The 26,626-nt window shown below is 66.8% G+C and carries 23 protein-coding genes; 13 read left to right on the forward strand and 10 right to left on the reverse strand.

What is annotated here, in order from left to right; genetic code table 11:
- Positions 1 to 140: 140 nt before the first annotated feature.
- From ACXI0D_RS10080 to ACXI0D_RS10095, 4 genes are read right to left on the reverse strand one after another with little or no spacing between them, the layout of a single operon-like run.
- Positions 141 to 854 carry a M15 family metallopeptidase gene (locus tag ACXI0D_RS10080; protein WP_479642552.1) on the reverse strand — a complete coding sequence of 238 codons (714 nt, stop codon included), beginning with the start codon at positions 852 to 854 and terminating at the stop codon, positions 141 to 143.
- A complete protein-coding gene (locus tag ACXI0D_RS10085) occupies positions 787 to 2,328 on the reverse strand; it encodes a serine hydrolase domain-containing protein (protein WP_479642553.1) in 1,542 nt (513 codons plus the stop codon). The genes ACXI0D_RS10080 and ACXI0D_RS10085 overlap by 68 nt, the downstream gene beginning before the upstream one ends.
- A gap of 32 nt (positions 2,329 to 2,360) precedes the next feature.
- The gene (locus ACXI0D_RS10090) at positions 2,361 to 5,360 is read right to left on the reverse strand and encodes a TonB-dependent receptor (protein WP_101764802.1); all 3,000 of its coding nucleotides are present in this window, start codon (positions 5,358 to 5,360) and stop codon (positions 2,361 to 2,363) included.
- A 51-nt stretch (positions 5,361 to 5,411) separates the two neighbouring features.
- Positions 5,412 to 6,896 carry a transglutaminase-like domain-containing protein gene (locus ACXI0D_RS10095; protein ID WP_479642554.1) on the reverse strand — a complete coding sequence of 495 codons (1,485 nt, stop codon included), beginning with the start codon at positions 6,894 to 6,896 and terminating at the stop codon, positions 5,412 to 5,414.
- A gap of 132 nt (positions 6,897 to 7,028) precedes the next feature.
- Between ACXI0D_RS10095 and ACXI0D_RS10100 the strand changes: the two genes are divergently transcribed.
- From ACXI0D_RS10100 to ACXI0D_RS10125, 6 genes are all read left to right on the forward strand, one after another.
- A complete protein-coding gene (locus ACXI0D_RS10100; RefSeq protein WP_049444538.1) occupies positions 7,029 to 8,468 on the forward strand; it encodes a C40 family peptidase in 1,440 nt (479 codons plus the stop codon).
- Positions 8,465 to 9,559, forward strand: coding sequence for a dipeptide epimerase (locus ACXI0D_RS10105; protein ID WP_432592984.1), 1,095 nt, complete (start codon positions 8,465 to 8,467; stop codon positions 9,557 to 9,559). The genes ACXI0D_RS10100 and ACXI0D_RS10105 overlap by 4 nt, the downstream gene beginning before the upstream one ends.
- Positions 9,560 to 10,153: 594 nt before the next feature.
- Positions 10,154 to 11,002: a MurR/RpiR family transcriptional regulator gene (locus tag ACXI0D_RS10110; RefSeq protein ID WP_119007569.1), complete on the forward strand. Its 849-nt coding sequence runs from the start codon at positions 10,154 to 10,156 to the stop codon at positions 11,000 to 11,002.
- A 15-nt stretch (positions 11,003 to 11,017) separates the two neighbouring features.
- Positions 11,018 to 11,779, forward strand: coding sequence for a L,D-transpeptidase family protein (locus tag ACXI0D_RS10115; protein ID WP_119007570.1), 762 nt, complete (start codon positions 11,018 to 11,020; stop codon positions 11,777 to 11,779).
- Entirely contained in the window at positions 11,776 to 13,077 is a 1,302-nt protein-coding gene (locus tag ACXI0D_RS10120) for an APC family permease (protein ID WP_049444533.1), read from the forward strand. The genes ACXI0D_RS10115 and ACXI0D_RS10120 overlap by 4 nt, the downstream gene beginning before the upstream one ends.
- 110 nt (positions 13,078 to 13,187) lie before the next feature.
- Positions 13,188 to 13,511 carry a hypothetical protein gene (locus tag ACXI0D_RS10125; protein WP_119007571.1) on the forward strand — a complete coding sequence of 108 codons (324 nt, stop codon included), beginning with the start codon at positions 13,188 to 13,190 and terminating at the stop codon, positions 13,509 to 13,511.
- A gap of 69 nt (positions 13,512 to 13,580) precedes the next feature.
- On the opposite strand, the gene yiaA is transcribed toward ACXI0D_RS10125, so the two are convergent.
- Positions 13,581 to 14,033: an inner membrane protein YiaA gene (yiaA, locus tag ACXI0D_RS10130; protein ID WP_049444529.1), complete on the reverse strand. Its 453-nt coding sequence runs from the start codon at positions 14,031 to 14,033 to the stop codon at positions 13,581 to 13,583.
- 169 nt (positions 14,034 to 14,202) lie between these two features.
- Between yiaA and ACXI0D_RS10135 the strand changes: the two genes are divergently transcribed.
- Positions 14,203 to 15,369, forward strand: coding sequence for a PQQ-dependent sugar dehydrogenase (locus ACXI0D_RS10135; protein ID WP_119007572.1), 1,167 nt, complete (start codon positions 14,203 to 14,205; stop codon positions 15,367 to 15,369).
- A 70-nt stretch (positions 15,370 to 15,439) separates the two neighbouring features.
- Here the strand turns inward: ACXI0D_RS10135 and ACXI0D_RS10140 are convergent, their stop codons facing one another.
- The 4 genes from ACXI0D_RS10140 to folB all read right to left on the reverse strand — a co-directional run bounded on the left by ACXI0D_RS10140 (position 15,440) and on the right by folB (position 20,116).
- Positions 15,440 to 15,994, reverse strand: coding sequence for a hypothetical protein (locus ACXI0D_RS10140; RefSeq protein ID WP_119007573.1), 555 nt, complete (start codon positions 15,992 to 15,994; stop codon positions 15,440 to 15,442).
- 131 nt (positions 15,995 to 16,125) lie between these two features.
- Positions 16,126 to 18,300: a glycoside hydrolase family 3 N-terminal domain-containing protein gene (locus tag ACXI0D_RS10145; protein ID WP_119007574.1), complete on the reverse strand. Its 2,175-nt coding sequence runs from the start codon at positions 18,298 to 18,300 to the stop codon at positions 16,126 to 16,128.
- A gap of 128 nt (positions 18,301 to 18,428) precedes the next feature.
- Entirely contained in the window at positions 18,429 to 19,700 is a 1,272-nt protein-coding gene (locus ACXI0D_RS10150) for a mechanosensitive ion channel family protein (protein ID WP_049444521.1), read from the reverse strand.
- A 62-nt stretch (positions 19,701 to 19,762) separates the two neighbouring features.
- Positions 19,763 to 20,116: a dihydroneopterin aldolase gene (folB, locus tag ACXI0D_RS10155; protein WP_014035740.1), complete on the reverse strand. Its 354-nt coding sequence runs from the start codon at positions 20,114 to 20,116 to the stop codon at positions 19,763 to 19,765.
- A gap of 359 nt (positions 20,117 to 20,475) precedes the next feature.
- Here folB and ACXI0D_RS10160 point away from each other — a divergent pair, with 359 nt between their 5' ends.
- A complete protein-coding gene (locus ACXI0D_RS10160; protein ID WP_119007575.1) occupies positions 20,476 to 21,141 on the forward strand; it encodes a hypothetical protein in 666 nt (221 codons plus the stop codon).
- A gap of 41 nt (positions 21,142 to 21,182) precedes the next feature.
- Here ACXI0D_RS10160 and tsaD read toward each other — a convergent pair whose 3' ends face one another.
- On the reverse strand, positions 21,183 to 22,208 hold the full coding sequence (tsaD, locus tag ACXI0D_RS10165) for a tRNA (adenosine(37)-N6)-threonylcarbamoyltransferase complex transferase subunit TsaD (protein WP_049444518.1): 1,026 nt from the start codon (positions 22,206 to 22,208) through the stop codon (positions 21,183 to 21,185).
- A 166-nt stretch (positions 22,209 to 22,374) separates the two neighbouring features.
- On the opposite strand from tsaD, the gene rpsU reads away from it, so the two are divergent.
- The 5 genes from rpsU (at position 22,375) to ACXI0D_RS10190 (ending at position 26,598) form a co-directional block, all read left to right on the forward strand.
- Entirely contained in the window at positions 22,375 to 22,590 is a 216-nt protein-coding gene (rpsU, locus tag ACXI0D_RS10170) for a 30S ribosomal protein S21 (protein ID WP_002808376.1), read from the forward strand.
- Positions 22,591 to 22,723: 133 nt separating this feature from the next.
- Entirely contained in the window at positions 22,724 to 23,167 is a 444-nt protein-coding gene (locus ACXI0D_RS10175; protein WP_049444516.1) for a GatB/YqeY domain-containing protein, read from the forward strand.
- A 157-nt stretch (positions 23,168 to 23,324) separates the two neighbouring features.
- Positions 23,325 to 24,269: a YihY/virulence factor BrkB family protein gene (locus ACXI0D_RS10180; RefSeq protein WP_101764794.1), complete on the forward strand. Its 945-nt coding sequence runs from the start codon at positions 23,325 to 23,327 to the stop codon at positions 24,267 to 24,269.
- A 61-nt stretch (positions 24,270 to 24,330) separates the two neighbouring features.
- Entirely contained in the window at positions 24,331 to 26,070 is a 1,740-nt protein-coding gene (dnaG, locus tag ACXI0D_RS10185; RefSeq protein WP_049444512.1) for a DNA primase, read from the forward strand.
- 27 nt (positions 26,071 to 26,097) lie between these two features.
- Positions 26,098 to 26,598, forward strand: coding sequence for a protein tyrosine phosphatase family protein (locus ACXI0D_RS10190; RefSeq protein ID WP_049444510.1), 501 nt, complete (start codon positions 26,098 to 26,100; stop codon positions 26,596 to 26,598).
- Positions 26,599 to 26,626 lie beyond the last annotated feature (28 nt).

Consider the following 26,626-nt stretch of genomic DNA (forward strand, 5'->3'; position numbering starts at 1 on the left):
TGCGGCTGCCAAGCCTCCATGGACGGATTTACGGCGTCCCCGCACTCCGGCACCGCCCCGCCAACCCACGGAACGCACGCTGTTGCTGTTGATTCGGCCGTTGCCTCTGCAGGTGCAGGGCGCAGCCCTGCCGAAACCCCCTAGAGCACCGGAACGTCGTACGCGGTGCCGGGATCCGGTTCCGGGTGCAGGGTGTAGTGCCACCACTCCTGCGGATAATTGACGAAGCCCCGCCGCGCCATCGCGCGCACCAGCTGCTGGCGATTGGCCTGCTGTGCATCGCTCAACCCGCTGGCCTGCGTATGCGCGCGCGGTCCGAAGAAATCGAAGTCGGTGCCCATGTCCAGCGGCGTACATGCACCGCTGCGGCAATCCAGCAGCCCCAGATCCACCGTGGCGCCGCGACTGTGTCCGGAGCGTTCGGCGATGTAGCCGTCGGCCAGCAGCCGCGGCTTGTCCAGATCCGGGTACTGCAATCCCTTGCGCGAGCGCTCGCGCGGGTCGTTCACCCAGGCCATGAAGGCCTGCACCGAGCGCACCGGGCGGTAGCAGTCGTAGATGCGCAGGCCGAATCCATCCGCGCGCAGGTCCTGTTCCACCTGCGCCAGCGCCTTCGCCACCGGCGCCAGCAGATAGCACGAGGGCGCCTCGTAGCCCGGTACGCGCGCGCCGGTGAAGTTGTTGGCGCCGGCGTAGCGGATATCCATCTCGATGCGTGGCGACAGCGAACGGATCTCGACCAGACCGGCACTGGCGGCGTCGATCGCCGGCGAAACGCGCGGTGGTTCAGCGGCGCTGGCGCTCGCTGCCAGCGCAGTCGCCAGTACGAGTGAAATGCAGGTCCTGGAAGTCATAGCTGAAGTCGATGTCCGGGTCGATGGCACGCAGGTCCAGTGTGGGCGGCGCACCGTCACCGGGCTGCAGCCAGGCCTGTGCGTCTTCGCCCAGCGTATCCCAGCGCAGCAGCCAACGCCCCTGCAACTGCAGCACCGTGGCCTGCAGTCGCGGCGACTTGTCGACGCTGAAACGCAGGCCGTCCGCGCCCGGGCACAGTGAGGCCGGGCCCAGCCACGGATCGCGGTAACGACCCTGCCAGCGTGGCAGATCAGTACGGCTCGTCTCCTGCGCCGCAGCGGTGGATGGCCGCGAATGGCCGGTCGCCGCCCGCGTTGCCTGGTCAGCCTTCAGCTCGCCCAGGTACTCCATCGCCGGCTTCGCATCGTCGCGTGTGGTGAAGCGCTTCAGCGCTGCCTGCATCAGCGCTGTGCGTGCATCCTCGCCTTCACCGTTGATCAGCATCACCACGCCCACTTTCCGGTCAGGCAGCAGCGCCAGCGACGAGTACATGCCCGACAGCGTGCCGGTGTGCGCCACCTTCCACTGCCCATCCATGTCGGACACGCGCCAGCCATAGCCATAACCGTAGAAGTGCGCGTTGTCCCAGCGCTGCTGGCGCTCGCCCAGCGGCATCGGCATGTGCAACGTCCACAGCGTGCGGCGCTGTTCACTGCCCAGCCAGTCCGGCACCACGGCAGGATCCAGCAGTACCTGCATCCAGCGCGTCATGTCGCGCAGCGAGCAACGGATGCCACCGGCCGCCATCGACGGCAGGTCCGGGCTGATATCACCGTCGGCGTTCACCACCTCATTGCGATCACCACGCCATGCATGCGGCTGCGCGACATTGCCCACGCGCTTCAGCGACCACGCGCCCACCTGACAGCGTGACAGGCCCAGCGGCTCGAACACCTGCTCGCGCATCAACTGGTCATAAGGTTTGCCACCGGCCGCAGCGGCCACTTCGCCCGCCACTACATACATCAGGTTGTCGTAGGCGTAGTGGCTGCGGAAACTGCTGACCGGCTTGAGATGCGCCAGCCCGGCGATGATATCGGCGCGGGTGAACGCGTTCGGCTCCGGCCACAGCATCAGGTCGCCGGCACCCAGTCCGAGACCGCTGTTGTGGATCAGCAGGTCACGTACCTGCATCTGCTGGCCCACCCATGCGTCGTACATGCGGAACTCCGGCAGATGGCGCTGCACCGGATCGTCCCAGCGCAGCTTGCCCTGCTGCACCAGCCGCGCCAGCAGCGCGGCGGTCATCGCCTTGCTGTTGGAGGCGATCTTGAACAGCGTGTCCTCGTTGATGCGGCCGCCATCACCACGCGCACCCTCGGCGCGCTGGTAGACCACGCGCCCCTGTTCGACCACGGCCATGGCCAGCCCGGGCAGATGCTCGTGCTGGACCACGGCCGCGACGTCGGCATCGATCGAGGCGGTCGCGCTCGTCTGCGCCGCCGCAACCGGAAAGACCGCCAACGCCGCCATGCAGAAGCAGCGTCGAGCGTGCTGGGCTGGCTTCAGTACGCCCATGTGACGGTCAGCTGCGCATAGCGCGGTGACTGGAAGCCGGTGCCGTAGCGGTACAGCGGATTGGGTGAGCCGATGCCGTTCTGCGGCTCGTAGTCCTGGTCCACGGTCACCACCCGCTGCTGGTTCAGCACGTTGTACACCGCCAGCTTCAGGCGCAGGTCGGTGGGAATCGGCACCTTGTAGGAAACGCTGACATCGAGATCGTAGGTCCACGGCGTGCGCCCATCACCGCCGCGCGGCGAGTGTACGAACACACGTTCGGATGGCACCGTCGCCTGGCAGTTGGACACGCAGACGTAGTAGCTGTGGAAATCGGTCGCATCGAACGGATTGCCGGCACCGAAGCGGGTGATCGGGCTGCCCGACTGCACGCCCAGGGTTGCGGCCACACTCAGGTTCTCGGTCAGCGCATAACTGCCACGGAACTTGAACTGATGGCGGCGATCATTGGCCAGGTAGCCATAGCCCCGGTAGTTCACCCACGGATTGTCGAAGTTCTCGGTGCGACCGGCATCGGCGAAGTCGGTATCGGAGTTGACCGGCCCCTCGGCGTTGCCGCGGCCATAGGCCAGCGTATAGGACGCATTGAAGCCCCACTTTCCGTCCCATGCGCGGTCGACCTGCAGCTCCAGCGCCTTGTAGTCGCGCTTGGGTTTCACCCAGCCGCGCTGGCCGACATAGTTGCCGTTGTCGTCATACAGCGCCCAGCCTTCCTTCGAGGTGTCGATGCTGATCCAGCCATCGTTGCGGCCATCGCAGTCGGTGTCGCCCCACACGGTGTTGGTACGCCCCGGGTTGCCCATGATCCACACGCTGTCGATGGCACCGCACTGCCCGGTGGCGGTGATGTTCATGTCATCGATGGCGTTGTGCAGGCGCCGGTAGGTCACGCTGGCGCCGACCGACCAGGCCTCGTTGATCATCTGCTGGAAGCCCAGGATGGCCTCATCCTGGTAGACCGGGTCCATGTCCCGGTTCACTTCCGCGCGCAGGTCCGGCACGCTGCCGTCGCCCTGCGAGTTGTCCACCGGGCCGATCTGCGCACCCAGGTTGGGGATGTTGTTGGCTGCGCCGGTGTAGCCGAGGAACTCGTACCAGGTGCGCTCGTCGAGGAAGCCACCGGCCTGCTTGATGTTGATGACGTTGGCAACCGGCAGGAAGTAGCGGCCGAGGTTGCCGAACACCTTGGTGGTGCCATCGCCGCGCACGTCCCAGGAGAAGCCGGCACGCGGGGCCAGCATGTTGTCGATCTTGATGTAGCTGTTGCCGTCGCCGCCCTTGTTGTCGAACGCCTCCATGCGCAGGCCGAGGTTGAGCAGCAGGTTCGGCGTGACCTGCCAGTTGTCTTCCAGGTAGTAGGCCGAGTTGATGGTCTTGAACGCACCTTCCACTTCATAGCGGCGGGTGCGCACGACCACGCCGCTGGCCGGCACCACGCCACCGTTCAGCGAACTGCCGGGGGTACGGTAGTAGATGTCGTAGCGGAAGCCGCCCGGGCCAGGGTAGGCGCGGCTGTAGTCGGACGTGTTCTCTTCCCGGTCCAGGCCGAACCGCAGCAGATGGTTGCCCAGGGTCCATTCGAAGTCCGCGCGCGCCGCCTTGCGCGTATCCAGCGCCGACTCCAGCTGCGAGCTGCTGGTGCAGCTGCGGTCGCCCTGCAGCGACGGCGGCACACCCTGGCCGGCCGTGCGGTTGTCGAAGACGCGGTTGCAGTTCTCGTCCATCAACGAGCTCTGCACGCGGTTGCGCTTGTTCTCGCCGTACATCAGCTTCATGGTCAGATCATTGTTGACCTGCCAGCTGTAGGTGCCCGACCAGTTGCGGCCACCCACGGTGTTCATGATCTGGTTGGCACGCTCGCCCACGCTGCTGCCAAGGTCGTAATCGTAGGCATAGACGTCGGTGAGCGTCTTGTTGCGATCGGAGAAGCCGAACAGCGAGAACATCTGGTTATCGGTGATGCGCCAATCGATCTTGCCGCCCCAGAACGGGTCATCGGCTTTGCCCTGGTTGAAGCGGGTGCCGGCGTCGTTGGTCGATGTCGGGCGGTAGTCGCGGGCTTCGTACATGCCGAAGAAGAACAACCGGTCCTGCACCAGCGCACCGGAAGCGAATACGTTCAGCGCGCTGCGGCTGTAGTCGTCGCGGCTGGCGGTGATGTAGCGGCTGCCATTGCCGTCGTAGCGGTCACGTGCCTGCGACTGCCATGCGCGCGGCTCGAACACCAGCTCGGCACCGGCCTTGAAGTCATTGCTGCCCGAGCGGGTCACCGCATTGATGACACCGCCGGTGCTGCGCCCGAACTCCACCGAATAGCCGCCAGTCTTGACCTGGAACTCCTGGTAGAACGAGAACGGCACCGACGAGAAGCCGACCCGGTTGTAGAAGTCGGTGACGTTCAGGCCATTGATGTAGACCGTGTTCTCGGCCACCGACGAACCGCCGAAGGAAATGCCCTGGCCACCCAGCGACCCCTTGCCCTTCACCGCACCCGGCGCCAGCAGCGCCACGGCGGTGATGTCACGGTCCACCGGCAGGCGCGAGAGTTCCTCGCGGGTGATGTTGGTGGCCGACTCGGTGGACTTCACATCGACCATCGACACCACCTGCGGCGCCCGCACTTCCACCGTGCCCAGCGTGCTGACCGCGCCGAGCGGTACGTTCACCGTGGTCGCGCTGCCGAGGCTGACGGTCACCTGGCCAACACGGCTGGCGCCGCCACCGGGCAGGCCGACCTCCATCTCGTAGGTGCCTACCGGCAGCAGTGGAATGCGGTAGCTGCCGTTGGCCTCGGCCTGCACCGAACGGACGAAACCCGTTGCCGGATTGCGTACGGTCACCGTGGCACCGGCCGGCACCTGCCCGGCCTCGCTGACCAACCGGCCAACCACCGAACCATCCTGTGCGAATGCGCTGGGCGCGATCACGCCCAGACACGCCCCGAGGGCGACGCACAACGCCGCCCGCTTGATGCTGTAAGCCTTCATCCCCTGCTCTCTCCTGCAAGAATTGAATGGTGTGGTGTGCGATGTGTCGCGCTAGCGTTGCCTGGCTGGCAGTACCCGCCACTGGAAGTCGTAGCTCCATTGGTCGAAGTACAGGTTGTCGCCTGCCCACTCGGCCTCGCCACGCTGCGAGTCGACCGTTTCCGAGCGGTAATGCTGTTTGGCCGGCACGATGGGCTGGCCGAAATCATCGTTGAAGGCGATGCGGTAGCCGTCGAGGCCACCCAGGTAGAAATCACGCAGTGCAGGCACGTCGCTGGCCAGCGCCCCGGTAGTCACGTCCATTGGCAGCCAACCATACGGCGCCAGGTAGACCTGGCCCCAGTCATGCAGGTTGTTGTAACCACTGCCATCGTCGGAAAACACCATGCCCGACTGCCAGCGCGCGGGAATGCCGTTCAGGCGCAGCAGCGCGATCAGCAGCAGGGTCTGCTGCCCGCAGTCAGCATGGCCGGCACGCAGCGCGTAATCGCTGATGTTGCTGATCGTTGAGTACTCGCGCGCGCCGGCCCAGGGAATGCGGTCAACCGCAGCAAACAGCTTGCGCACCACTTCATACGGGCGCGTCTCGCCCTGCAGCACCTGGTCGGAGAACAGCTTCAGTGCAGGGGTGAAGCGCACATGTGGCAGCTGCTCGGCCAGATACGGCTTCAACGCCGGATCAGCCGGGGTCGGCTGCACCCTGGCCGGATCAATCGCGGTATGCCGGGCGAAGATCGTGACCGCATAGCGGACCTCGAAGCGGGTCGGCTGCCCGGCCACCGCTTTGGCTTCCAGATAGGCCGTGCGCTGCAAGGTGCTGGCCGGTGCCACCCGCGCCTTGCCCGGGCTGCCGCCCAGCCACTGCACCTGCTCCTGCTGGCCCGGGATCTCGCGCGGGTACGGAATCCAGGCGCGTACGGTTTCGCCGGCCGGCACGGCATCGGCCTTCACCGTAAGCGATTGGGTGAATTCGATACGCTGCGGCAGCACCGACGCCTGGCCACTCTGTTCGGCCGCGGCAACCACGCGCGCGTGGTGTGCGTTAAGCACTTCGTTGGGGCCCGGAGACGGCATCGGTGCATCCGCGCGGCGACGTGCACGTGCTTCGTCGCTGAGCAGGAACAGGTTCGATGGTGCGCGCTTGAAGTACCAGCGCTCGCCATCGATATCGAGATGCTCGATCAGGCCAAGCTGGTCCCAGCGCGCGAATTCCTCGTCGGTCAGGTCGGGAATCCAGCGGCGCACGGCCGCCTTCGCGGCTGCCTGGTCCAGGCTGAAATCCAGACGGATGCGGCGCATGCGCTCGAACTGGAAGTCGGCCGGCGGGAAGACGCCTTGCGTGGCAAACGCCATGACCACGCTGTTGAACTGGCCACTGTCGACCCAGTCGATCAGCTGCCATTCCCGCTCACGATCGATCGCCAGATCAAGCGCACTGCAGGGATCCTTTGCCCCCGCCGACCACGCCCACAGCAGCAGCGCGGCACACAGGCCGGCGGTGGCAGGCAGACGCGGTTTGCGAACGGCAGGATCCACAGCGACACTTCCCCAGCGCGGGTGGTAACGGCTGTGTAACACGGGCCGGGATGCCGGTCAATAATTTATTCTTGCTTTCGATGCCAAAAGGAATAAATATTCCAACAGGCATTCGAGGAGGGTGTGCAGCGCATGATCCTGGCTTCCCGCGAACGGCATCGGCATTGGCCACGCCGCTTGACCCTGGCCCTGTGCCTGCTGGCCGCACCGGCCTTTGCACAGGCGGCACCGCTGCCCGACCCGGGCGCGCCGCTGCCCTATGTGATCGGCCTGCACGAGGCCTACCTCACCCCGCAGTACTGGGCCGCGCGCCTGGACAACGCCGACGTGCCGATCCTTGACCGCGGCCAGATCGAGGCACAGAACGTGCGGATGCAGGCGCAGGACAGCCACATCCAGGACATCGCCGCATTGCCAGCCCAGCTTGATGCGGCGACGGTGCGTGCCAGCATCACCGCGCTGTCGAGCTGGCCCAGCCGCACCCTGTACAACGACAAGGGCCAGGCCATCGCGCCGGCAGTGCGCAGCATGATCGAAGCCAACCTCGGCCTCGATGCGATTCCCACGCAGGTGGCACCGCAGTATGGGCTGGTGGTAAAGCGCGCGGCACTGCGCACCTTCCCCACCCGCGAGCGCGTGTTCAGCAGCATCGGCGACACCGACATCGATCGCTTCCAGGAATCGGCGCTGTTCCCCGGCGACAAGGTTGCCGTGGTCCATCGCAGCGCCGACGGCCGCTGGCTGTTCGTGCACAGCGAGCGCTACAGCGCGTGGATCGAAGCCGAGGCCATTGCCAGCGGCGACAAAGCCACCGTGCTCGGTTATGGCGCCAAGGGGCCGTACCGGATCGTCACCGGCTCCACCGCGCAGACCGCCTACACCCCGGAAGAGCCGCGCGTCTCGCGCCTGCAGCTGGACATGGGCGTGCGCTTGCCGGTGCTGGCCGACTGGCCGGCCGCCGAACCGGTGAACGGTCAGCAGGCGCATGCGTCGTGGGTGGTGCAGTTGCCGGTACGCGAAGCCGATGGTCGGTTGAAGCTGGTGCCGGCGCTGCTGCCACGCTCGCAGGACACCGCCGCCGACTACCTGCCGCTGACCCCGCGCCTGCTGCTGCAGCAGGCCTTCAAGTTCCTCGGCGAGCGCTACGGCTGGGGCCACGACTACGACACCCGCGACTGCAGCGGTTTCGTCTCCGAGATCTACCGCAGCTTCGGCGTGCTGCTGCCACGCAATACCAGTGCACAGGCGGTCAGCCCTGCCCTGGATCGCCTGCCGTTCACCGGCAAGGACGGCAAGGCGGTGCGCGACCGCGCCGTCACCGACCTGCAGGTGGGCGACCTGGTCTACATCCCCGGCCACGTGATGATGGCCATCGGCCACGTCGACGGCCGCACCTGGGTCATCCACGATACGGCGGGCGGCAGCTGGTTCGGTGCCGACGGCACGCGCGTGCAGGCCCATCTCAATGGTGTTTCGGTCACGCCGCTGGAACCGATGATGGCCAGCGATACCGTCCGCTACATCGACCGCATCACCAACATCCAGCGCCTGCGCGCCAAGACTCCTGAATGAAGATCACTGCCATCGAACTGGGCATGCTGCGCGTGCCGCTGAAAACGCCGTTCAAGACTGCCCTGCGCACGGTGGAAACCGTGGAGGACGTGGTGGTGCTGATCCGTACCGACACCGGTCACACCGGCTACGGTGAAGCCCCGGCCACTGCAGTGATCACCGGCGATACGCACGGCTCGATCATCGAAGCGATCCGCCACTTCATTGCCCCGCGCCTGATCGGCCAGGAGGTGGTCAACCTCAATCGCCTGTGTGGGCTGGTGCAGACCGCGATGGAGCGCAACACCAGCGCCAAGGCCGCGGTGGAGATCGCGCTGTACGACCTGTGGGCGCAGCTGCACGGTGCACCGCTGTACCAGATGCTCGGCGGTGGCGACCCGGTGATCACCACCGACATCACCATCAGCGTGGACTACATCGACAAGATGGTGGCCGACTCGCTGTCGGCGATCGAACGCGGCTTCGAGTCGCTGAAGATCAAGGTCGGCAAGGACATCGGCCTGGACATCGAACGGGTCAAGGCCATCCACGCCGCGGTGGAAGGCCGCGCCCTGCTGCGGCTGGATGCCAATCAGGGCTGGACCGCCAAGCAGGCAGTACATGCGATGCGCACGCTGGAAGAGGCCGGCGTCGTGCTGGAACTGCTGGAGCAGCCGGTGAAAGCAGCCGACATCAGCGGCCTGAAGTACGTCACCGACCGCGTCAACACGCCGGTGATGGCCGACGAAAGCGTGTTCAGCCCGAGCCAGGTGATGGACCTGATCCAGCAGCGCGCGGCCGACATCATCAACATCAAGCTGATGAAGACCGGCGGCCTGTCCAACGCGATCCGCATCGCCGACATCGCCGGCATCTACGGCGTGCCGTGCATGATCGGCTGCATGATCGAGTCCAGCATCAGCGTGGCTGCGGCCGTGCACCTGGCCGTGGCCAAGAGCGATGTGATCACCAAGGTTGACCTCGACGGCCCCTCGCTGGGCCAGTTCGACCCGGTCAGCGGCGGTGTGCATTTCAACGAATCGGAGATCAGCATCAGCGACGTGCCGGGGCTGGGCATCACCGAAGTGCGTGGGCTGGAGATGCTGGGGTGATCTCTGCCTTGCGGCTGACGCTGCGTGTCACTGACGTTGGGTCGCGCGTTACTTTTCTTTTCGCGAAAAGAAAAGTAACCAAAAGAAACGCTCCGCCATCCGCGAGCCGACGTGCTGCGCACGCCGGTGCCCTGCGCTCCTCGGTCCGTCGAGGACGGCGCGGAACTCGCTGCGCTCAGACACCCGCGCCTCTTCGCCCTCGCCGGACCTGCGGTGCTCGGCTCGCTACAAGACGGACTCAACGTCAAAGGCAACAACTGCACCCCGTGGATCCACGCCATGCGTGGATGCTCCTGCTTCTGCCCTACCTCGTAACCCCTTCGCGGCTGGCACGCGCGCGATCTGTCCGGGGTCGGGCGGGTGGGGCTTGCAGGGGTGTCCGCGCCATGGGCCCGAGGCATGCCTCGGGCGGGTTGGGCAGAACGCCCAACCCCGGTCTTGCCGTTTGCGCAGGACAGCGCAAACGAGCAAGCGCGGCCAAGCCTACACGGACGTACTTGCGGCGTCCCCCGCAAACCCCACCCGCCCGACCCACCCCATAATTCGCTTTACGCTGCCAACCGCAACGCCTTTGCAGACACCCGGACACCCCGCATGCCGCCCCTGCTGAAGATCCGTTCCGAGCGCGGGCAGATGTCGGCCATCGAGCGCCGCATCGCCGACTTCATCCTCGACAATGCCCACCTGCTGCGTGACTACTCGTCCCAGCAGCTGGCCAGCGCACTGGGCATCAGCCAGTCCAGCGTGGTGAAGTTCAGCCAGAAACTCGGCTTCAAGGGCTATCCGGACCTGAAGTACTCGATCGGCCAGGATGTGGCTCGCGCCGGTGCCGATCCACAACAGGCCCCCAGCGAACCCGACAGCGGCGACGACTACCTGCGCCTGGGCGAGGCCCTGCGCCGCAGCAAGGCACAGGCCGAAGAGGAAACACGTCAGGCCAATCCACGCGAGGAGATCGAGCGCATCGTGCAGCTGCTCGACGGTGCGCCCAAACTGTTCGTGTACGGCCTGGGTGACGACGGCCTGTATGCCCGCGAATTCGCCATGCGGCTGTCGCTGCTCGGCCTGCTGGTGGTGCCGCACACCGACCCGGTCCTGATGCTGGCCAACCTCTCGGCCGCACGTCCCGGTGATGCGCTGCTGGTGTTCTCCGAGTTCGGCAATCTGCCGCAGCTTTCGCAGCTGTCACGGCAGTTCCAGGACATGGGTGGCAAGGTGATTTCCATCACCCGCCACACCGCCAACCCGTTGCGCGCGCATGCTGATGCGGCACTGGCGGTCTGCGCGCACGACCGCACGCCGCAGGTCGCGCAGCTGCTGTACCGTAGCGCCATGCACGCCCTGCTCGATTTCCTGTTCGTGCTGCTCTGCCACACCAATCCGGATCGCCAGCAGCAGCTTGCGGTGAACCTGGAGCGGATCGACCACCTGCTGGATTCCTGACCGGAGCGCACGTTGATGAGATCGCTGGTCCGCCTTGCCACTACTGCACTGCTGCTTGCTGCGGCGGTGTCCGTTCACGCAGCGCCGCTGGATGGCGCACGCCAGCTGATCGTGGTCACCAGCGAAGGCTGGGACAGCACCCAGGGGCAGCTGCAGGCCTATGTGCGCGACGGCAAGGGCTGGCACACGCACGGACAGGCGTTCCCGGTTGCGCTCGGTCGAACCGGCAGCGCCTGGGGACTGGGCCTGCATCCGGCACAGGCCGATGGCCCCCAGAAGCAGGAAGGGGACGGTCGCAGCCCGGCCGGCATATTCGCGCTCGGCAGTGCGTTCGGCTATGCCGTCACCCGCCCCGGCACCGCGATGCCCTACCAGCCGATGCTGGACAGCAGCTACTGCATGGACGTGCCCAGCTCGCCGTTCTACAACCGCATCGTGGATGAAAAGAAGGTCGGCAGTGCAGCGGTCAAGGGCTCCACCGAGCCGATGCGGCTGGACCTGCACAACAAGGGCGATGTGCGCTACCGGGAAGGTTTTGTAATTGCCCACAACCCTGGCAACCAGCCCGGCAAGGGCAGCTGCATCTTCGCCCATCTCTGGCGCCAGCCCGGTGAGGCCACCGCTGGCTGTACCGCCATGCCGCAGGCGCGCATGCAGGCGCTGCTGGACTGGCTGCGGCCGCAGGATACGCCGCGCTTCGTGCTGCTGCCGCGCGCCGAGTACACGCGCCTGCAGGCCCAGTGGCAGCTGCCCGCACTGCGCGGAGACGCCCGTTGAGCGCGCAGGACGAACCGCAGCTGCAGCGCGCGGTCAGCCGCTGGCAGATCGTCGGCCTGTCGATCAACGATGTGATCGGCAGTGGCATCTACCTGCTGCCGGCCGCCACCGTCGCTCTGCTCGGCCCGTTCAGCCTGTGGGGCGTGGTCGCCGCTGGCATCGTAGTAGCGCTGCTGGTGCTGTGCTACGCGCAGGCCGCCAGCTATTTCGACGAGCCCGGTGGCAGCTACCTGTATGCACGCGAGGCGTTCGGGCGATTCGCCGGGTTCGAGATTGGCTGGATGATCTGGCTGACCCGCATCAGTTCGGCGGCCGCACTCAGCAATGCGCTGGCCGATGCGGTCGCGCGCTTCTGGCCGTGGGCCGGCGCCGGCATGGGTCGCATCGCGGTGATCGTGGTGTCGCTGGGCTTCCTCACCGGCGTCAACATCATTGGCGTGCGCTCGGCTGCGCGCACCGGCGTGGTGCTGGTGATCGGCAAGATGCTGCCGCTGCTGCTGTTCGTGGCCATCGGTGCGTTCTACATCGATCCACAGCTGGCCTTCTCCGGCCAGCGCCCGGACCCGCACGACCTGCAGCGCATGGGCGAAGCCGCGTTGCTGCTGCTGTACGCCTACGCGGGCTTCGAGAACATCCCGGCCGCCGCCGGCGAGTACCGCAATCCGCGCCGTGATATTCCGTTCGCACTGATCACCATGATCATCACCGTCACCGTCATCTACGGCGCGGTGCAGGTGGTGGCGCAGGGCACGCTGGCCGGCCTGTCCAGCTCGGCGACGCCGCTGGCCGATGCCGCCGCCGGCTTCGGTGGCGAGGCACTGGCACTGATCCTGACCATCGGCGCCACCATCTCCATCCTCGGTACCAACAGCAACACGATGATGATGGGCCCACGTTTCCTGTTCGCACTGGCGCGCGATGGCTACGGGCCGAAGATCCTGGCGCAGGTGCATCCGCGCTTCCACACCCCGGCAGCATCGATCCTGTGCCAGGGCCTGATCGCACTCGGCCTGGCCCTGTCCGGCTCGTTCGTGCAGCTGGCCCTGCTGTCGATGACCACGCGCCTGTTCGCCTACATCGGCACTGCCGCGGCGGTACTGGTACTGGCCAAGCGCTACGCCGACCGCCCCGGTGCGTTGAAGTTGCCGGGTGGCCCGCTGATTCCGGTGCTGGCGCTGCTGCTGTGCCTGGCGCTGTTCGCCAGTGCCAGCTGGCAGAACATCGCTGCTGCACTGGTCGCGTTCGCCATCGGCGCGGTGATCTACAAGCTGCCGCGCAAGGATGCCGACGCTGGGTGAGCGTAGCGCCGGGCCATGCCCGGCGGATTGATCTGGCGATCACGCTGCGGGACCGGGCCGTTAACCGCCACGCAGGCACGATCAGGCTTCGTCCACAACGGAGCCCTTCCATGACCGAGTACCAGATTCCCGGCCGCGTACCGGACGACAGCACACCGCGCGACGCGGTCAGCAACTACTGGCGTGAGCGCTACACGGCCGAGCCTTACTACGACGACCAGTTGTTCTTCGAGGACTACGAGCCGGCCTACCGGATCGGCCACGCAGCGCGTGCGCAGGACATGATCCGCGCCTACGAGGAAGTGGAACGCGAGCTCGAATCACGTTGGGCCAGCGAACGTGGCCGCAGCCGCCTGGACTGGGCGCAGGCACGCAACGCGGCGCGTCGTGGCTGGGAGGAAGCTCAGCTGGCGGATCCGCGGTTGAAGCGATAGCGCCAGGCTGCGGTAGAGTCGAGCCATGCTCGACTGAGCCGAGCATGGCTCGGCTCTACACCGGATCGATCAATCCTGTTCCGGCAGCGGCGGCACGATCGCACTGCGCTTGCTCTCGCCGCCACCGGCGGCGATCAGGTCGCGGGTGTTCTTCTGCACCGCCACCGCACCGAACAGCGACAGCGCGTACGCCATGCCATAGAAGCCCTTCTCGCTCGGCGCCAGCGTGGCATTCCACAGGCCGACCAGCAGCAGCATCAGCGCCGACAGCAGCGCGAACCAGCACAGCGCGTAGTACAGGCCACTGACCGGAATGTCTTCAACGCGGTCGCGCACGCTCTTCTGCAGCGACACCGCCGCGAACAGGCCGAACAGCAGCAGCGTCAGGTAGTAGCCCTTCTCGTTGAGCGCCATCGTGGCGTTGAACAGGCCGATCAGGTAGGCCGCCGCACCCAGCAGCAGGGCCACCCAGGAGGCGGCAATGAAGGCGGTGGACGGCTTGTGGGGCATGGCAGTGTTCATTGCAGATCCTTGGCAGGCAGACGGGCACGCTTTGCCCGGGCGTGCCCACCCTAGACGATCCCGCTGCCGTCGCACAGGGGGGCGCAGGACCTTCGGGCCACGACGGTCACCGCTGCAGTGGTATACAAGGGACAGCCCGGCCATCCGCATCCCCGCCCTGGAGATACCCATGACCCGCACGCCCCTGCTGCTCGCCCTCGGCCTCGTGCCTATCCTCGCCACCTCCGCCTGCAATGCCGCCGATCCCACCGCCAATGGCGCCCAGGCTGCTACGCCGGCAGCCACACCGGCTGACCAGCGCCCGTTCACCGCCACCGAAGTCAGCCGCTTCGACCAGCCCTGGGCGATGACCTTCCTGCCCGACGGCAGCCTGCTGGTCACCGAAAAGCGCGGCAAGCTGCAGCACCTGGACCTGGCCAGCGGCCAGAAACACGAGATCACCGGCGTTCCGAAGGTTGCCTACGGTGGCCAGGGTGGTTTCGGCGACATCATCCTGCACCCGGACTTCGCCCGGAATCATGTCATTTACCTCAGCTACGCCGAGGAAGGCACGCTGGACACCCGCGGTGCCGCCGTGGCCCGCGCCACGCTGGCGCTGGACGCCTCGGGTGCCGGCCAGCTGAAGGACCTGAAGGTGATCTGGCGGCAGAGCCCCAAGGTCAGCGGCGAGGGCCACTACGGCCACCGCCTCGCCTTCGGTCCGGACGGCAAGCTGTGGATCAGCTCCAGCGAGCGGCAGAAGTTCGATCCGGCCCAGGACATGGGCAGCAACCTCGGCAAGATCATCCGCCTCAACGACGATGGCAGCCTGCCCGCCGACAACCCGTTCGCCTCCCAGGGCGGGGTTGCCGCACAGGTGTGGTCGCTGGGCCACCGCAACATCCTTGGCATGGCCTTCGATGCCAACGGCAAGCTGTGGGCGCACGAGATGGGCCCGGCCGGCGGCGACGAACTGAACCTGATCGTGCGCGGCGCCAATTATGGCTACCCGATCGTTTCCAACGGTGACCACTACGACGGTCGACCGATTCCCGATCACGATACCCGGCCGGAATTCGCCGCGCCGAATGTGACCTGGACGCCGGTGATCTCGCCTGCCGGCTTCGTGATCTACAGCGGCAGCCTGTTCCCGCAGTGGAAGGGCAGCGGCTTCATCGGCGGCCTGTCGTCCACGTCGCTGGTGCGCGTAGCCTTCGATGGCGACAGCGCGCGCGAAGCCGAGCGCTTCAACATGGGCGAGCGCATCCGCGAAGTGGAACAGGGCCCGGATGGCGCGCTGTGGCTGCTGGAAGATGGCAGCAAGGCACGCCTGTTGAAGCTCACGCCGAAGACCTGATGCCCCGGTAGTGCCGGCCGCTGGCCGGCATGTTTGCCCGCAACGGCCCCGCACGCGGGGCCGTCCGCATTCACTGGATGGTGATGACCTTCACTTCGGTCTGCGCACAGGCCTTGTCCAGGCACTGCCCGTTCAACCACACCTGGCCATCACCGATCATCACGCCCTGCTGGTTGACGAAGACCTTGCCGAAGTCCTGTTCGGACACCGCCTTGACCACCGCCGGGGTGATGATCTTCTCGTAGTTGCGCTGGAACTCACCGGGGCCGGTGATCTTCTTTCCGCCGCTGATGTTCAACGGGAAGCGCACCTCTTCCACCACCGCAGCGCGATCACCGCCGACCACCGCGGTCTTGAACGCGTTGAAGACCTTTTCATACTGCGCGGCATCACCGAGCACGCTCTCGATTCGCGCACGTGCATCTTCAGCAGGCGCGTCCGCTGCAGGGGTAGCCGGTGCAGCTGCAGCGGGTTCAGCAGCAGGCATCGCCGGTTCAGCCGCAGGCGTCGCAGCAGCACCGACCTTCATCGGCGGCGGCGCATCCACCGCAGGCTCGGCCGGCGGCGCCGGCTGCGAACAGGCCGCCAGCAACAGGGCGGGAATCAACACAGCGATCGTGCGCATGCGGGGCCATCCATCGGTTCAAGAACACCGATGGTAGCGCCGCCGCAGTGAGGACAACAAAAAGGGGACGGAGGGGATTAAGTCGTTTTGGCACAAACGACTTAATCCCCTCCGTCCCCTTTTTGCGTTGGTCAGCCCTTCAGCAGCTCGAACTGCACGGCGTCACCTGCCGCCGACGAGGCGCAGACCCACAGGTCGAAGTGGCCCGGCTCGGCACGCAGCACACCATCGCGGCCGGTGAAGGCCAGCTGCTCGCGGGTCAGGGTGAACACCACCTCAGCCGACTCGCCCGGCTGCAGCGCCACCTTGCGGAAGTCCTTCAGTTCGCGCACCGGACGTACGCGGCTGGCCACGCGGTCATGGATGTACAGCTGCACCACTTCTTCACCGGCCACGTCACCGCTGTTGGTCAGCGTGGTGGTGACGGTCAGGGTGTCGTCCCAGCCGAGCTGGCCCGCACTCAACTGCGGCACGCCGTAAGCGAAGCTGGTGTAGCCGATGCCGTGGCCGAACGGGTACAGCGGCTCATTCGGGATCTCGCGCCAGCGGGCCTTGAACTCCGACATCGTCGGCAGTTCCGGGCGGCCGGTGCGCGGGTGGTTGTAGAAGTACGGCTGCTGGCCGGACACCTGCGGGAAGCTGACCGGCAGGCGACCGGACGGGCTGTAATCGCCGAACAGCACATCAGCCACCGCATGGCCGGTCTGCGTGCCCAGGTACCAGGTCACCGCCACGGCCTGTGCATTGCGCACCGCCCCCTGCAGTGCCAGCGCACGGCCATTGCGCAGCAGCACCACCAGCGGCTTGCCGGTCATCGCCACGGCCTCGGCCAGCGCCTGCTGTGCCGGCGGCAGGGTGATCTCCACGCGCGACTGCGCTTCACCGCTGTAACGCTGCGGTTCGCCCAGCGCCAGCACCACCACGTCGGCGCGCAGCGCGGCGGCCACGGCCGCTTCGGTGCCGCCCGGAATCGCGGCTTCCAGTTCGCAACCCGGCACGATCTCCAGCAGCGCCTCGTCGCCGATGGCGGCACGCACGCCGGTTTCCAGGTCCACATAGCGCTGCTTGTCGCCGAACAGCGTCCAGCAGCCTTCGATGTTCTCGCGGTCCTGCACGAACGGGCCGATCAGCGCGATCTTCTGCCCGCGCTTCTGCAGCGGCAGCACGTTGTCACGGTTGTTCAGCAACACGATCGAACGGCGCGCGGCATCGCGCGACAGCGCGTCATGTGCGCCGATGTGCGAAGTATCCGCTTCGCGCGCCGGGTCCAGCGAACGGTACGGGTCGTCGAACAGGCCGATGGTTTCCTTCAGCCACAGGATGCGGCGCACGCCTTCATCCAGCACCGCCATCGGCACGTCGCCGCTCTCGACCAGGCCCGGCAGGTGTTCGGCGTAGAAGCCGCTCTGCATGCTCAGGTCCAGGCCGGCGGTGAACGCCTTGGCAGTGGCATCACGGTCATCGGCGGCATAGCCGTGCGCGACCAGCTCCATGTCGGCGGTGTAATCGGAGATCACCACGCCCGGGAACTTCCACTCACCGCGCAGGATGTCGGTCAGCAGCTCGGCATTGGCGCTGGCCGGCACACCATTGATGTCATTGAACGAGGACATCACGGTGATCGCGCCCGCATCGAAGGCGGCCTTGAACGGCGGCAGGTGCACGTCGCGCAGGGTCTGCGGCGAGATGTCCACCATGTTGTATTCCATGCCCGCCATCACCGCGCCGTAGGCGGCGAAGTGCTTCGGCGTGGCCAGCAGCGAATCGGCGGCGCGCAGGTCGCTGCCCTGGAAGCCACGCACGCGGGCGGCGGCGAACGCACACCCCAGCACCACGTCCTCACCGGCACCTTCGGCGCCACGGCCCCAGCGCTGGTCGCGGGCGATGTCCACGGCCGGGGCATAGGTCCAGTGCAGGCCAGCAGCCGTGGCTTCGATGGCGGTGGCGCGCGCAGTGCGCTCGGCCAGCTCCGGCTCGAAACTGGCGGCCTCGCCCAGCGGAATCGGGAACACGGTACGCATGCCGTGGATGACGTCGGCGGCCAGGATCACCGGAATGCCCAGGCGGCTCTCCTCGGTGGCGACCTGCTGGATGCGGCGGCCCAGCTCGGCGCCCACGCCGTTGAACAGGGAACCGACCTTGCCCTCGCGCACCTGCTGCAGCACCTGGTCGGCATTGCGCACGTTGGCTTCCGGGTTCACGTCCGGGGCGAACGGGCGGACCATGTCCGCGAAGACACCCAGCTGGCCGACCTTTTCCTCGACGGTCATCTGGGCAATGAGGGATTCGATGCGATCGGAGGCCACCAGCAGTCCTTGATGAAAACGTTTACAAGCCCGGCATTCTAGCGATCCCGAGCCGTTTGGCGAGAGGTTTCGTCATTCAGTTTCAGCCACCAGCGGGGTCCGTATGGCCCCGCCGGGGGCACCGCAGCTTACTCCGAGCCGGCCAACTGGCGCTGCCCGGCCATCAACATGGCGTCGCTGGAGGCCTGGAACACCCGCAGGCCGAACGCCGGCAGGATCGCCAGCAGGTGGTCGAAGATGTCCGACTGCACCGCCTCGTACTCACCCCAGGCGGTGCTGCGGGTGAAGCAGTAGAGCTCCAGCGGCAGGCCCTCGGTGGTCGGCTGCAGCTGCCGTACCAGCAGGGTCATGTCGGTATGGATGCCCGGATGGCTGCGCAGGTAGCGCTCCACATACGCACGGAAGGTGCCCAGGTTGGTCACCCGGCGGCTGTTGACCTCGGCCACGCCCTGCTCGCGCAGGCGCCCGTTCCACTGCCCCAGTTCCTGCTCCTTGGCCTGCAGGTAGTCACGCAGCAGCGCGAATTCGCCGAGGAAGGCCAGGTCGCCCTCGTCCAGGAAACCGACGCTGTGCTGGTCCAGGTACAGCGCGCGCTTGATCCGGCGGCCCCCGGCCTCCTGCATGCCGCGCCAGTTCTTGAACGACTCGGTCACCAGCTTCTTGGTCGGGATGGTGGTGATGGTCTTGTCGAAGTTCTGCACGGTGATGGTGTGCAACGCGATATCGATGACGTCGCCATCGGCGTTCTGGCTGGGCATCTCGATCCAGTCGCCGATGCGCACGCGGCCATCGCCACTGATCTGCACGCTGGCCACCAGCGACAGGATGGTGTCCTGGAAGATCAGCATCAGCACCGCCGTGGCCGCGCCCAGGCCGGTCACCAGCGGGCCCAGCTTCACCCCCAGCAGGGTGGCGACGATGGACAGGCCGGCGGCCACGAACACCACGATCTTGACCACCTGCAGGTAGCCCTTGATCGGCTTGTTGCGCGCATCGGGCTTGCGCTCGTACAGGCTGTTGGCCGCGTCCAGCGCATGCGAGAACGCCATCGACACCGTCAGTACGGCCCACACGATGCACAGCTTGATGATGACGTTGACCAGGCTGGGCGGCAGGTCGGGGATGAGGGTGATGCCCGAGGCGATCACCTGGCTGGGCACCACGTTGGACAGGCGCGAAATCACCCGCATCAAGTGGCTGCCGCGGCCGGACTCGGCGCCCGGCAGGCGCTGCAGCAGGCGCCGCAGGCCACGCACCAGGATGCGCTTGGTCACCCAGTTGGCCAGGCCCGCTGCGATCAGCAGGGCCGAGATCATCAACGCCAGGTAGGCGCCGGGGTAGGGTTCCAGTGTGTTCTGCAGCCGTTCCAGCCACTGTACCGCCACCACCGCGTCCACCATCCGTTGTCTCCTTGCTTTGTCGTTGTTGTTGGGGTTGCCGGCCAGCGGCCGGCACTACCGGGTCAGTCCCGCGAGCGCTCGATGATCACGCCCACCGCGCGCGCGCCGCGCACCGCGCCCGGCTTGCTCAGCTTCAGGCGCAGCCACTTCACCTCGAATTCGTCCAGCACGATCTGTGCGCAGCGCTCGGCCAGGGTCTCGACCAGACCGAACTCCGATTCGCGCACGAACTGCTCCAGGCGCTTGCTGACCGCCTTGTAGTTCAGGGTGTGGGCGATGTCGTCGGTGGCCGCGGGGCGACGGTTGTCGAAGCCCATTTCCAGGTCGAACACCAGGTCCTGGCGGATCCGTCGTTCCCAATCGTAGATACCGATCAGGGCGTCGATCGTCAGCCCCTCGATGAAGACCTTGTCCATTGCGCTTACCAGCCCGAGTACAGGGGGCCATGGTAACGGCACGGCGGTGAGCCTGCCCGGAACGGGCGGTGGGTGGCCGGCAGGGGCGCGGCTCCAGAAAAGACAAAGGGCCCTGCTAGCGGGGCCCTTTGGTACTACCGTTTGTCCCCGGGGGGAGCTGTTGAACAGCTGCGGGTCCCGGTGGCGCAGGCACGCAGATTAGGCAAGGACCCGATCGCCGGTCAAGGCCAATTCCGACAGGGCAGGTCAGGTAGTCGTCCGAGGCCAAACGCAGAAAATCAGCCGCGCGGACAACGACGTTCCCTGATGGTGGTCGCCGCCCACTCTCGCGAACATCGATTCCTCCTTCACCACCGCACATGACGATGGCTCCATACGATGTACTGCGGCGCGCGTTGTCAGCGGAGCGTCTGTCTACTTACGAGAGAATCGCATCGACCTGCAGCCCCGACGTCACAGCCGAATCCCTGTACCTGTGGAACATGCGGATGTGCAGTGCACTGATGATGCCGGTCCATCTGTGCGAAGTGGTCACCCGCAACGCCGCTGCAGCTGTGCTCGCCCGGCAGCATGGCTCGCGTTGGCCCTGGAATGATGCCTTCCGACGCAGGCTGCCAACCTCGTCCTGTACTTCCGCACGTGCAGCACTGGAACAGGTTGCTGGCCGCACGACCGATACACCCGAAATCGTCGCCAAGCTGCCGATGGTGTTCTGGCAGCAGCTTTTCACCTGTCGCTTCGACGCCACGCTGTGGATACCCGCACTCAACGGAGTTCTGCGGCATGCGCCCTCAGCTCATCCCAGCGTCATCAGAAAAGCCATCCACGCGGACATCGGACGCATCCGCCTCCTGCGCAATCGGATCGCCCACCACGAACCCATCCTGGAACGCGACCTCGGTGCCGACCTGGCGGCGATCGGACGGCTGATCCACGCTCGCTGCCCGCATACGCTGGGCTGGTTGCAACGCCATGAGCGGGCGACGACGGTATTGGCGGCGTCGCCGTTGGCAGGGCGCCCGTAATGCGTCCGCCGGGTATGGCCCGGCGCTACCGGTTCCGGGGCTCACACCGCCGGCAGGGTCGCCATGTCCCAGCGCGGGGTCACATCCACCTTCGGCGGGCTGTGCTGGCCGGCCTGCAGGCGCAGCGCACCGGCGAAGGCGATCATCGCGCCGTTGTCGGTGCACAGTGCCGGCCGCGGGAAGCAGGCACGGCCGCCGAGACGCTCGGCCATCTGCTTCAGGCGCGCACGCAGGCGCGTGTTGGCACCGACGCCACCGGCCACGACGATCACGTTGGTGCCCGCCGCTTCCAGCGCGCGCTCGCACTTGATCGACAGGGTCTCGACCACCGCGTCCTCAAAGCCACGGGCGATGTCGGCACGGGTCTGCTCGCTCTGGTCACTGTCGCGCCAGGCCATCAGGACCTGGGTCTTCAGGCCAGAAAAGCTGAAATCCAGCCCCGGGCGGTCGGTCATCGGCCGCGCGAAGCGGTACGCGCCCGGCGTGCCCTGCTCGGCCAGCCTGGCCAGCTGCGGGCCACCCGGGTACGGCAGGCCCATCAGCTTGGCGGTCTTGTCGAAGGCCTCGCCGGCCGCGTCGTCCAGGGTCTCGCCCAGCAGGCGGTACTGGCCGATGGCGTCCACCGCCACCAGCTGGGTGTGGCCACCCGATACCAGCAGCGCCACGAACGGCGCTTCCGGCGGATCGTCCTCCATCAGCGGGGCCAGCAGGTGGCCCTCCATATGGTGTACGCCCACCGCCGGGACCTCCAGCGCCCAGGCCAGCGAGCGGGCCACACCCGCGCCGACCAGCAGCGCGCCGACCAGGCCGGGGCCGGCGGTGTAGGCCACACCATCGATATCGCCCACGCCCAGGCCGGCGTCAGCCAGGGTCTGGCGTACCAGTGGCAGCAGCTTGCGGACGTGGTCGCGGCTGGCCAGCTCGGGCACCACACCGCCGTATTCGGCGTGCAGGGCGATCTGGCTGTAGACCGCATGGGCGCGCAGGGCCGCGCTGCCGGCCAGGTCGGTGTCATACACCGCCACGCCGGTCTCATCACAGGAAGATTCGATGCCAAGGACTCGCATGCCTGCTATTATGACGCCCCTGCCGCCCCCTCGGGGGACGTGCAGATCTCACTGCTTTCGAACCCCCGGCCCGTATTCAGGGTTGGCCGCTTGCAGTTTGTCGTTTCGCCGCTATAATGTGCGGCTCGCCGGGCGTGACCCGGTTCTACTGTGTCCCGGAGATTCCATGCCCAGCGTCAAAGTCCGCGAGAACGAGCCCTTCGAGTTTGCTCTTCGCCGCTTCAAGCGCACTTGCGAAAAGGCCGGTGTGCTGGCCGAAACCCGCAAGCGCGAGTTCTACGAAAAGCCGACCCAGGAGCGCAAGCGCAAGGCCGCCGCTGCTGTGAAGCGTCAGCTGCGCCGCTCGTCGCGCGACGTCACCAAGCGTCAGCGCCTGTACTGATCGGACGCATCTTCATTGCGACGGGCTTGCCTGTCGCGATGGAGCCGAAGCCGGCACGCGCGAGCGTCGCCGGCTTTTTGCGTTTCCGGGTTCGGGCATCCGCCCCGCCCCACCTACCACCACGAGGTTCCTCATGAGCATGAAGCAGCAGCTCACCGAAGACATGAAGGCCGCCATGAAGGCGGGCGAGAAGCACAAGCTGGGCGTGATCCGCCTGATCAACGCCGCCATCAAGCAGCGCGAAGTGGACGAGCGCATCGAGCTGGATGACACCGCCGTGATCGCCGTGCTCGACAAGATGGTCAAGCAGCGCAAGGACTCGGTCAGCCAGTTCGAAGCCGCCAACCGCGAAGACCTGGCCGAGATCGAGCGCGCCGAGATCGTGGTCATCGAAGCCTACCTGCCGGCCAAGATGGGCGAAGCCGAGATCGTGGCCGCCATCCAGGCCGCCATCGCCGAGACCGGTGCCGCCGGCCCGGCCGACATGGGCAAGCTGATGGGCGCGCTGAAGCCCAAGCTCGCCGGCCAGGCCGACATGGGCCTGGTCTCCAAGCTGGTCAAGCAGCAGCTGGCGTAAGCCATTGCCGGGGTCGGATCCCTTTCGCAACGCGAAAGGGCCCTGACCCCAATGTGGAACTGGCAGGGTCGGATCCCTTTCGCTCGCGAAAGGGCTCTGACCCCATCGATGCACCCGCTTCACCGCCTCTTCGACCCCCGGCTGCTACAACACCCTCATGGTCGAGCAATCGCACTCCCCCGACGACACGCGCCCCCACGGTTTTCCCGCCCGGCTTCGCCACTACGCTGACCGACTGCAGGACAGCTTCCCGATGGCCGTCGCCAAGCGCTTCGTCGAAATCGACGTGCTGACCCAGGCCGCCTCGGTCTCCTTCTACGCCCTGCTGTCGATGGCACCGTTGCTGGTGCTGCTGCTGTGGCTGACCGCCTCGCTGTACCCACCGGCACAGCAGACATTGATCAGCCAGATCGGTTCGGTGGCCGGTAGCAGCGTGGCGAGTGTTGCCGATACCGTGCTGCATAACGCCAACAGCCAGCCCAGCGTCGGTTCGCTGGCCGGGCTGTGGAGCACCCTGCTGCTGTTCGTCGGCGCCACGGCGGTATTCGCCCAGCTGCAGAACGCGCTGAACCGGATCTTCCACACCAGCGGCCAGCGCCTGGAAGGCGTCAAGGCCTGGCTGCGCAAGCGCGTTTTCTCGTTCGGTGTGGTGCTGGCGCTGGGTTTCCTGCTGATCCTGTCGATGACCGCCACCACCGCCCTGCAGGTGGTGTTCGCGCAGCTGCCCTCGGTACTGCCGGCGATCGGCTACCTGACCTCGCTGCTGCTGTATACGCTGGCCTTCGCCTTCCTCTACCACTACCTGCCGGACCGCCGCGTGGCCTGGCGCCAGGCCTTCATCGGCGGCGCCATCACCTCGGTGCTGTTCACCCTCGGCCGCTACGGGATTGGCGTCTACATCGCCACCGTGGCCCCGGGCAGCGCCTACGGTTCGATGGGCGCGCTGGTGATCTCGCTGGTCTGGATCTACTACGCCACTGCCGTGTTCTTCGTCGGTGCGTTGATGACCGCGGTGATCGACGAACGCCAGCACGCACGGACGCAGCTGGCCAGGGCCGGTGTCGACGCCGAACAGGCCAGCCCCGGCACCGCCAGCGAGTAAACTAGGGGGAATCCGCCGCCCCTGCTGCGCGCCCTGGCGGCCGCGCCCTGCCCTGTTGCCCATGGCCCGTATCCCCGACGCTTTCATCGACGATCTGCTGGCCCGCACCGACATCGTCGAGGTGGTGGGCAGCCGCGTGCCGTTGAAGCGCCAGGGCAAGGAGTACGCGGCGCGCTGCCCGTTCCATGATGAGCGCTCGGCCTCGTTCACGGTCTCGCCCACCAAGCAGTTCTATCACTGCTTCGGCTGTGGCGCGCACGGCACCGCGATCAGCTTCCTGATGAACTATGACCGCCTCGAGTTCCTCGACGCGGTGGATGAACTGGCCAAGCGCGCGGGCATGGAAGTGCCGCGCAACGAGAACCCGCGCAGCCCGCAGCAGCAGGACGACAGTCGCGAGCTGTATTCGGCGCTTGAGGCGGCCACCAAGTTCTTCCAGAACAACCTGCAGGGCAGCGACAAGGCCCGCAGCTACCTGGATGGCCGTGGCGTGGATGAAGAGAACCGCGCGCGCTTCCAGATCGGCTACGCACCGGATGGCTACAGCGGCCTGCGCGATGCGCTGGGCAAGGACGAGCGGCGCATGAAGCTGCTCGACCGCGCCGGCCTGTTCTCCAAGAACGATCGCGGCCACGTCTACGACAAGTTCCGCGACCGGGTGATGTTCCCGATCTTCGACCGCCGTGGCCGGGTGATCGCCTTCGGCGGCCGCGTGTTCGAGAAGGACGACGGCCCCAAGTACCTCAACTCGCCCGAGACCGCGCTGTTCCACAAGGGCCGCGAACTGTACGGCCTGTGGCAGGTGCGCCAGGCCAACCAGAAGATCGAGCGGCTGATCGTGGTCGAGGGCTACATGGACGTGGTCTCGCTGTTCCAGTTCGGGGTCACCCAGGCGGTGGCAACGCTGGGTACCGCGACCACGCCGGACCATGCCGAGCTGCTGTTCCGCAACGCACCGGACGTGTTCTTCTGCTTCGACGGCGACGCCGCCGGCCGCCGCGCCGGCTGGAAGGCGCTGGAGTCGGTGCTGCCGCGCATGAAGGATGGCCGCCAGGCCTTCTTCCTGTTCCTGCCCGATGGCGAAGACCCGGACACCATCGTGCGCAAGGAAGGCGCCGAAGCGTTCAACGAGCGCCTGAAGCAGGCCACGCCGCTGTCGCAGTTCTTCTTCGACGAGCTCACCCGTGAGATCAACCTGGGCACGCTGGACGGCAAGGCACGCCTGGCCGAGCGGGCCAAGCCGATGCTGGCGCAGATTCCCGACGGTGCCTTCGGCGACCTGATGAAGCAGCAGCTGGCGCAGCTGACCGGCCTGGGCGGCAATGCCCCGTCAGCGCGCGCACCGATGCCGCAACGGCAGCCGCAGCGGACGATCCAGCCGGTGGCCAAGCGCAGCCTGGTGCGCGGCGCGATCGCCGTACTGCTGCAGCAGCCGTCGCTGGCGCTGACGCTGGGTGGCAAGCACCACTTCCAGGGCCTGCGCCTGCCCGGCGTGGAACTGCTGCTGGAACTGCTGGGCCTGGTCGAACAGCGCCCGGACATCAGCACCGGCGCCCTGCTGGAGCACTTCGACGGGCGCGAGGAACAGACGTCGCTGCACACCCTGGCCGCGCAGACGTTGCCCGGCGACGACGCGATGTGGACCCAGGAACTGCACGATGCCGTGGCCCAGCTGGAGAAACAGCTGCTGGTGCAACGTCTGGAGGAGTTGTTGGCAAAGCAGCGCCAGCAGGGCCTGGACGATACTGACAAGTACGAACTGCGCGAGCTGCTGAAGGCGCGCGCCGGACTGCGCCTGTAGCGGCAGAACGTTTTCACGGAGAGGACCATGCTGCTGCGCCTGACCTGCCTGCTGTTGTTGTCGCTCTGCCTGCCACTGACGGCCCTGGCCGAAGACGCGCCCCTCAACGAAGTCCGCCCCGGCCTGTATGCCGGCGGCCAGCCCAGCGCCGCACAGCTGCAGGCCTTGGCCGCACAGGGCGTGCGCACCGTGATCGACCTGCGCCAGCCCGGCGAGGACCGGGGTTTCGATGAAACCCGTGCCGCCGAATCACTGGGCCTGCGCTACGTGCGCATTCCGGTGGCCGGTGCCGAGGGGCTCGATGCGGCCAACGTACGCGCCGTGCACCAGGCCCTGCAGCAGAGCCAGGGGCCGGTGCTGCTGCACTGCGCGTCCGGCAACCGCGCCGGCGCCGTTCTCGGCCTGGTCAACGCACGCTACGAACACGCCAGCCCCGAACAGGCACTGCAGCTCGGCCAGCGCGCCGGCCTGAAGTCGCTGGAGGCCGCTACCCGCCAGCGCCTGGCCACGCCGGTCACTTCGCCCTGAACCCTCCGCACCAAGGACTCTGCCCACC

Source organism: Stenotrophomonas sp. C9D9 (assembly GCF_056491205.1).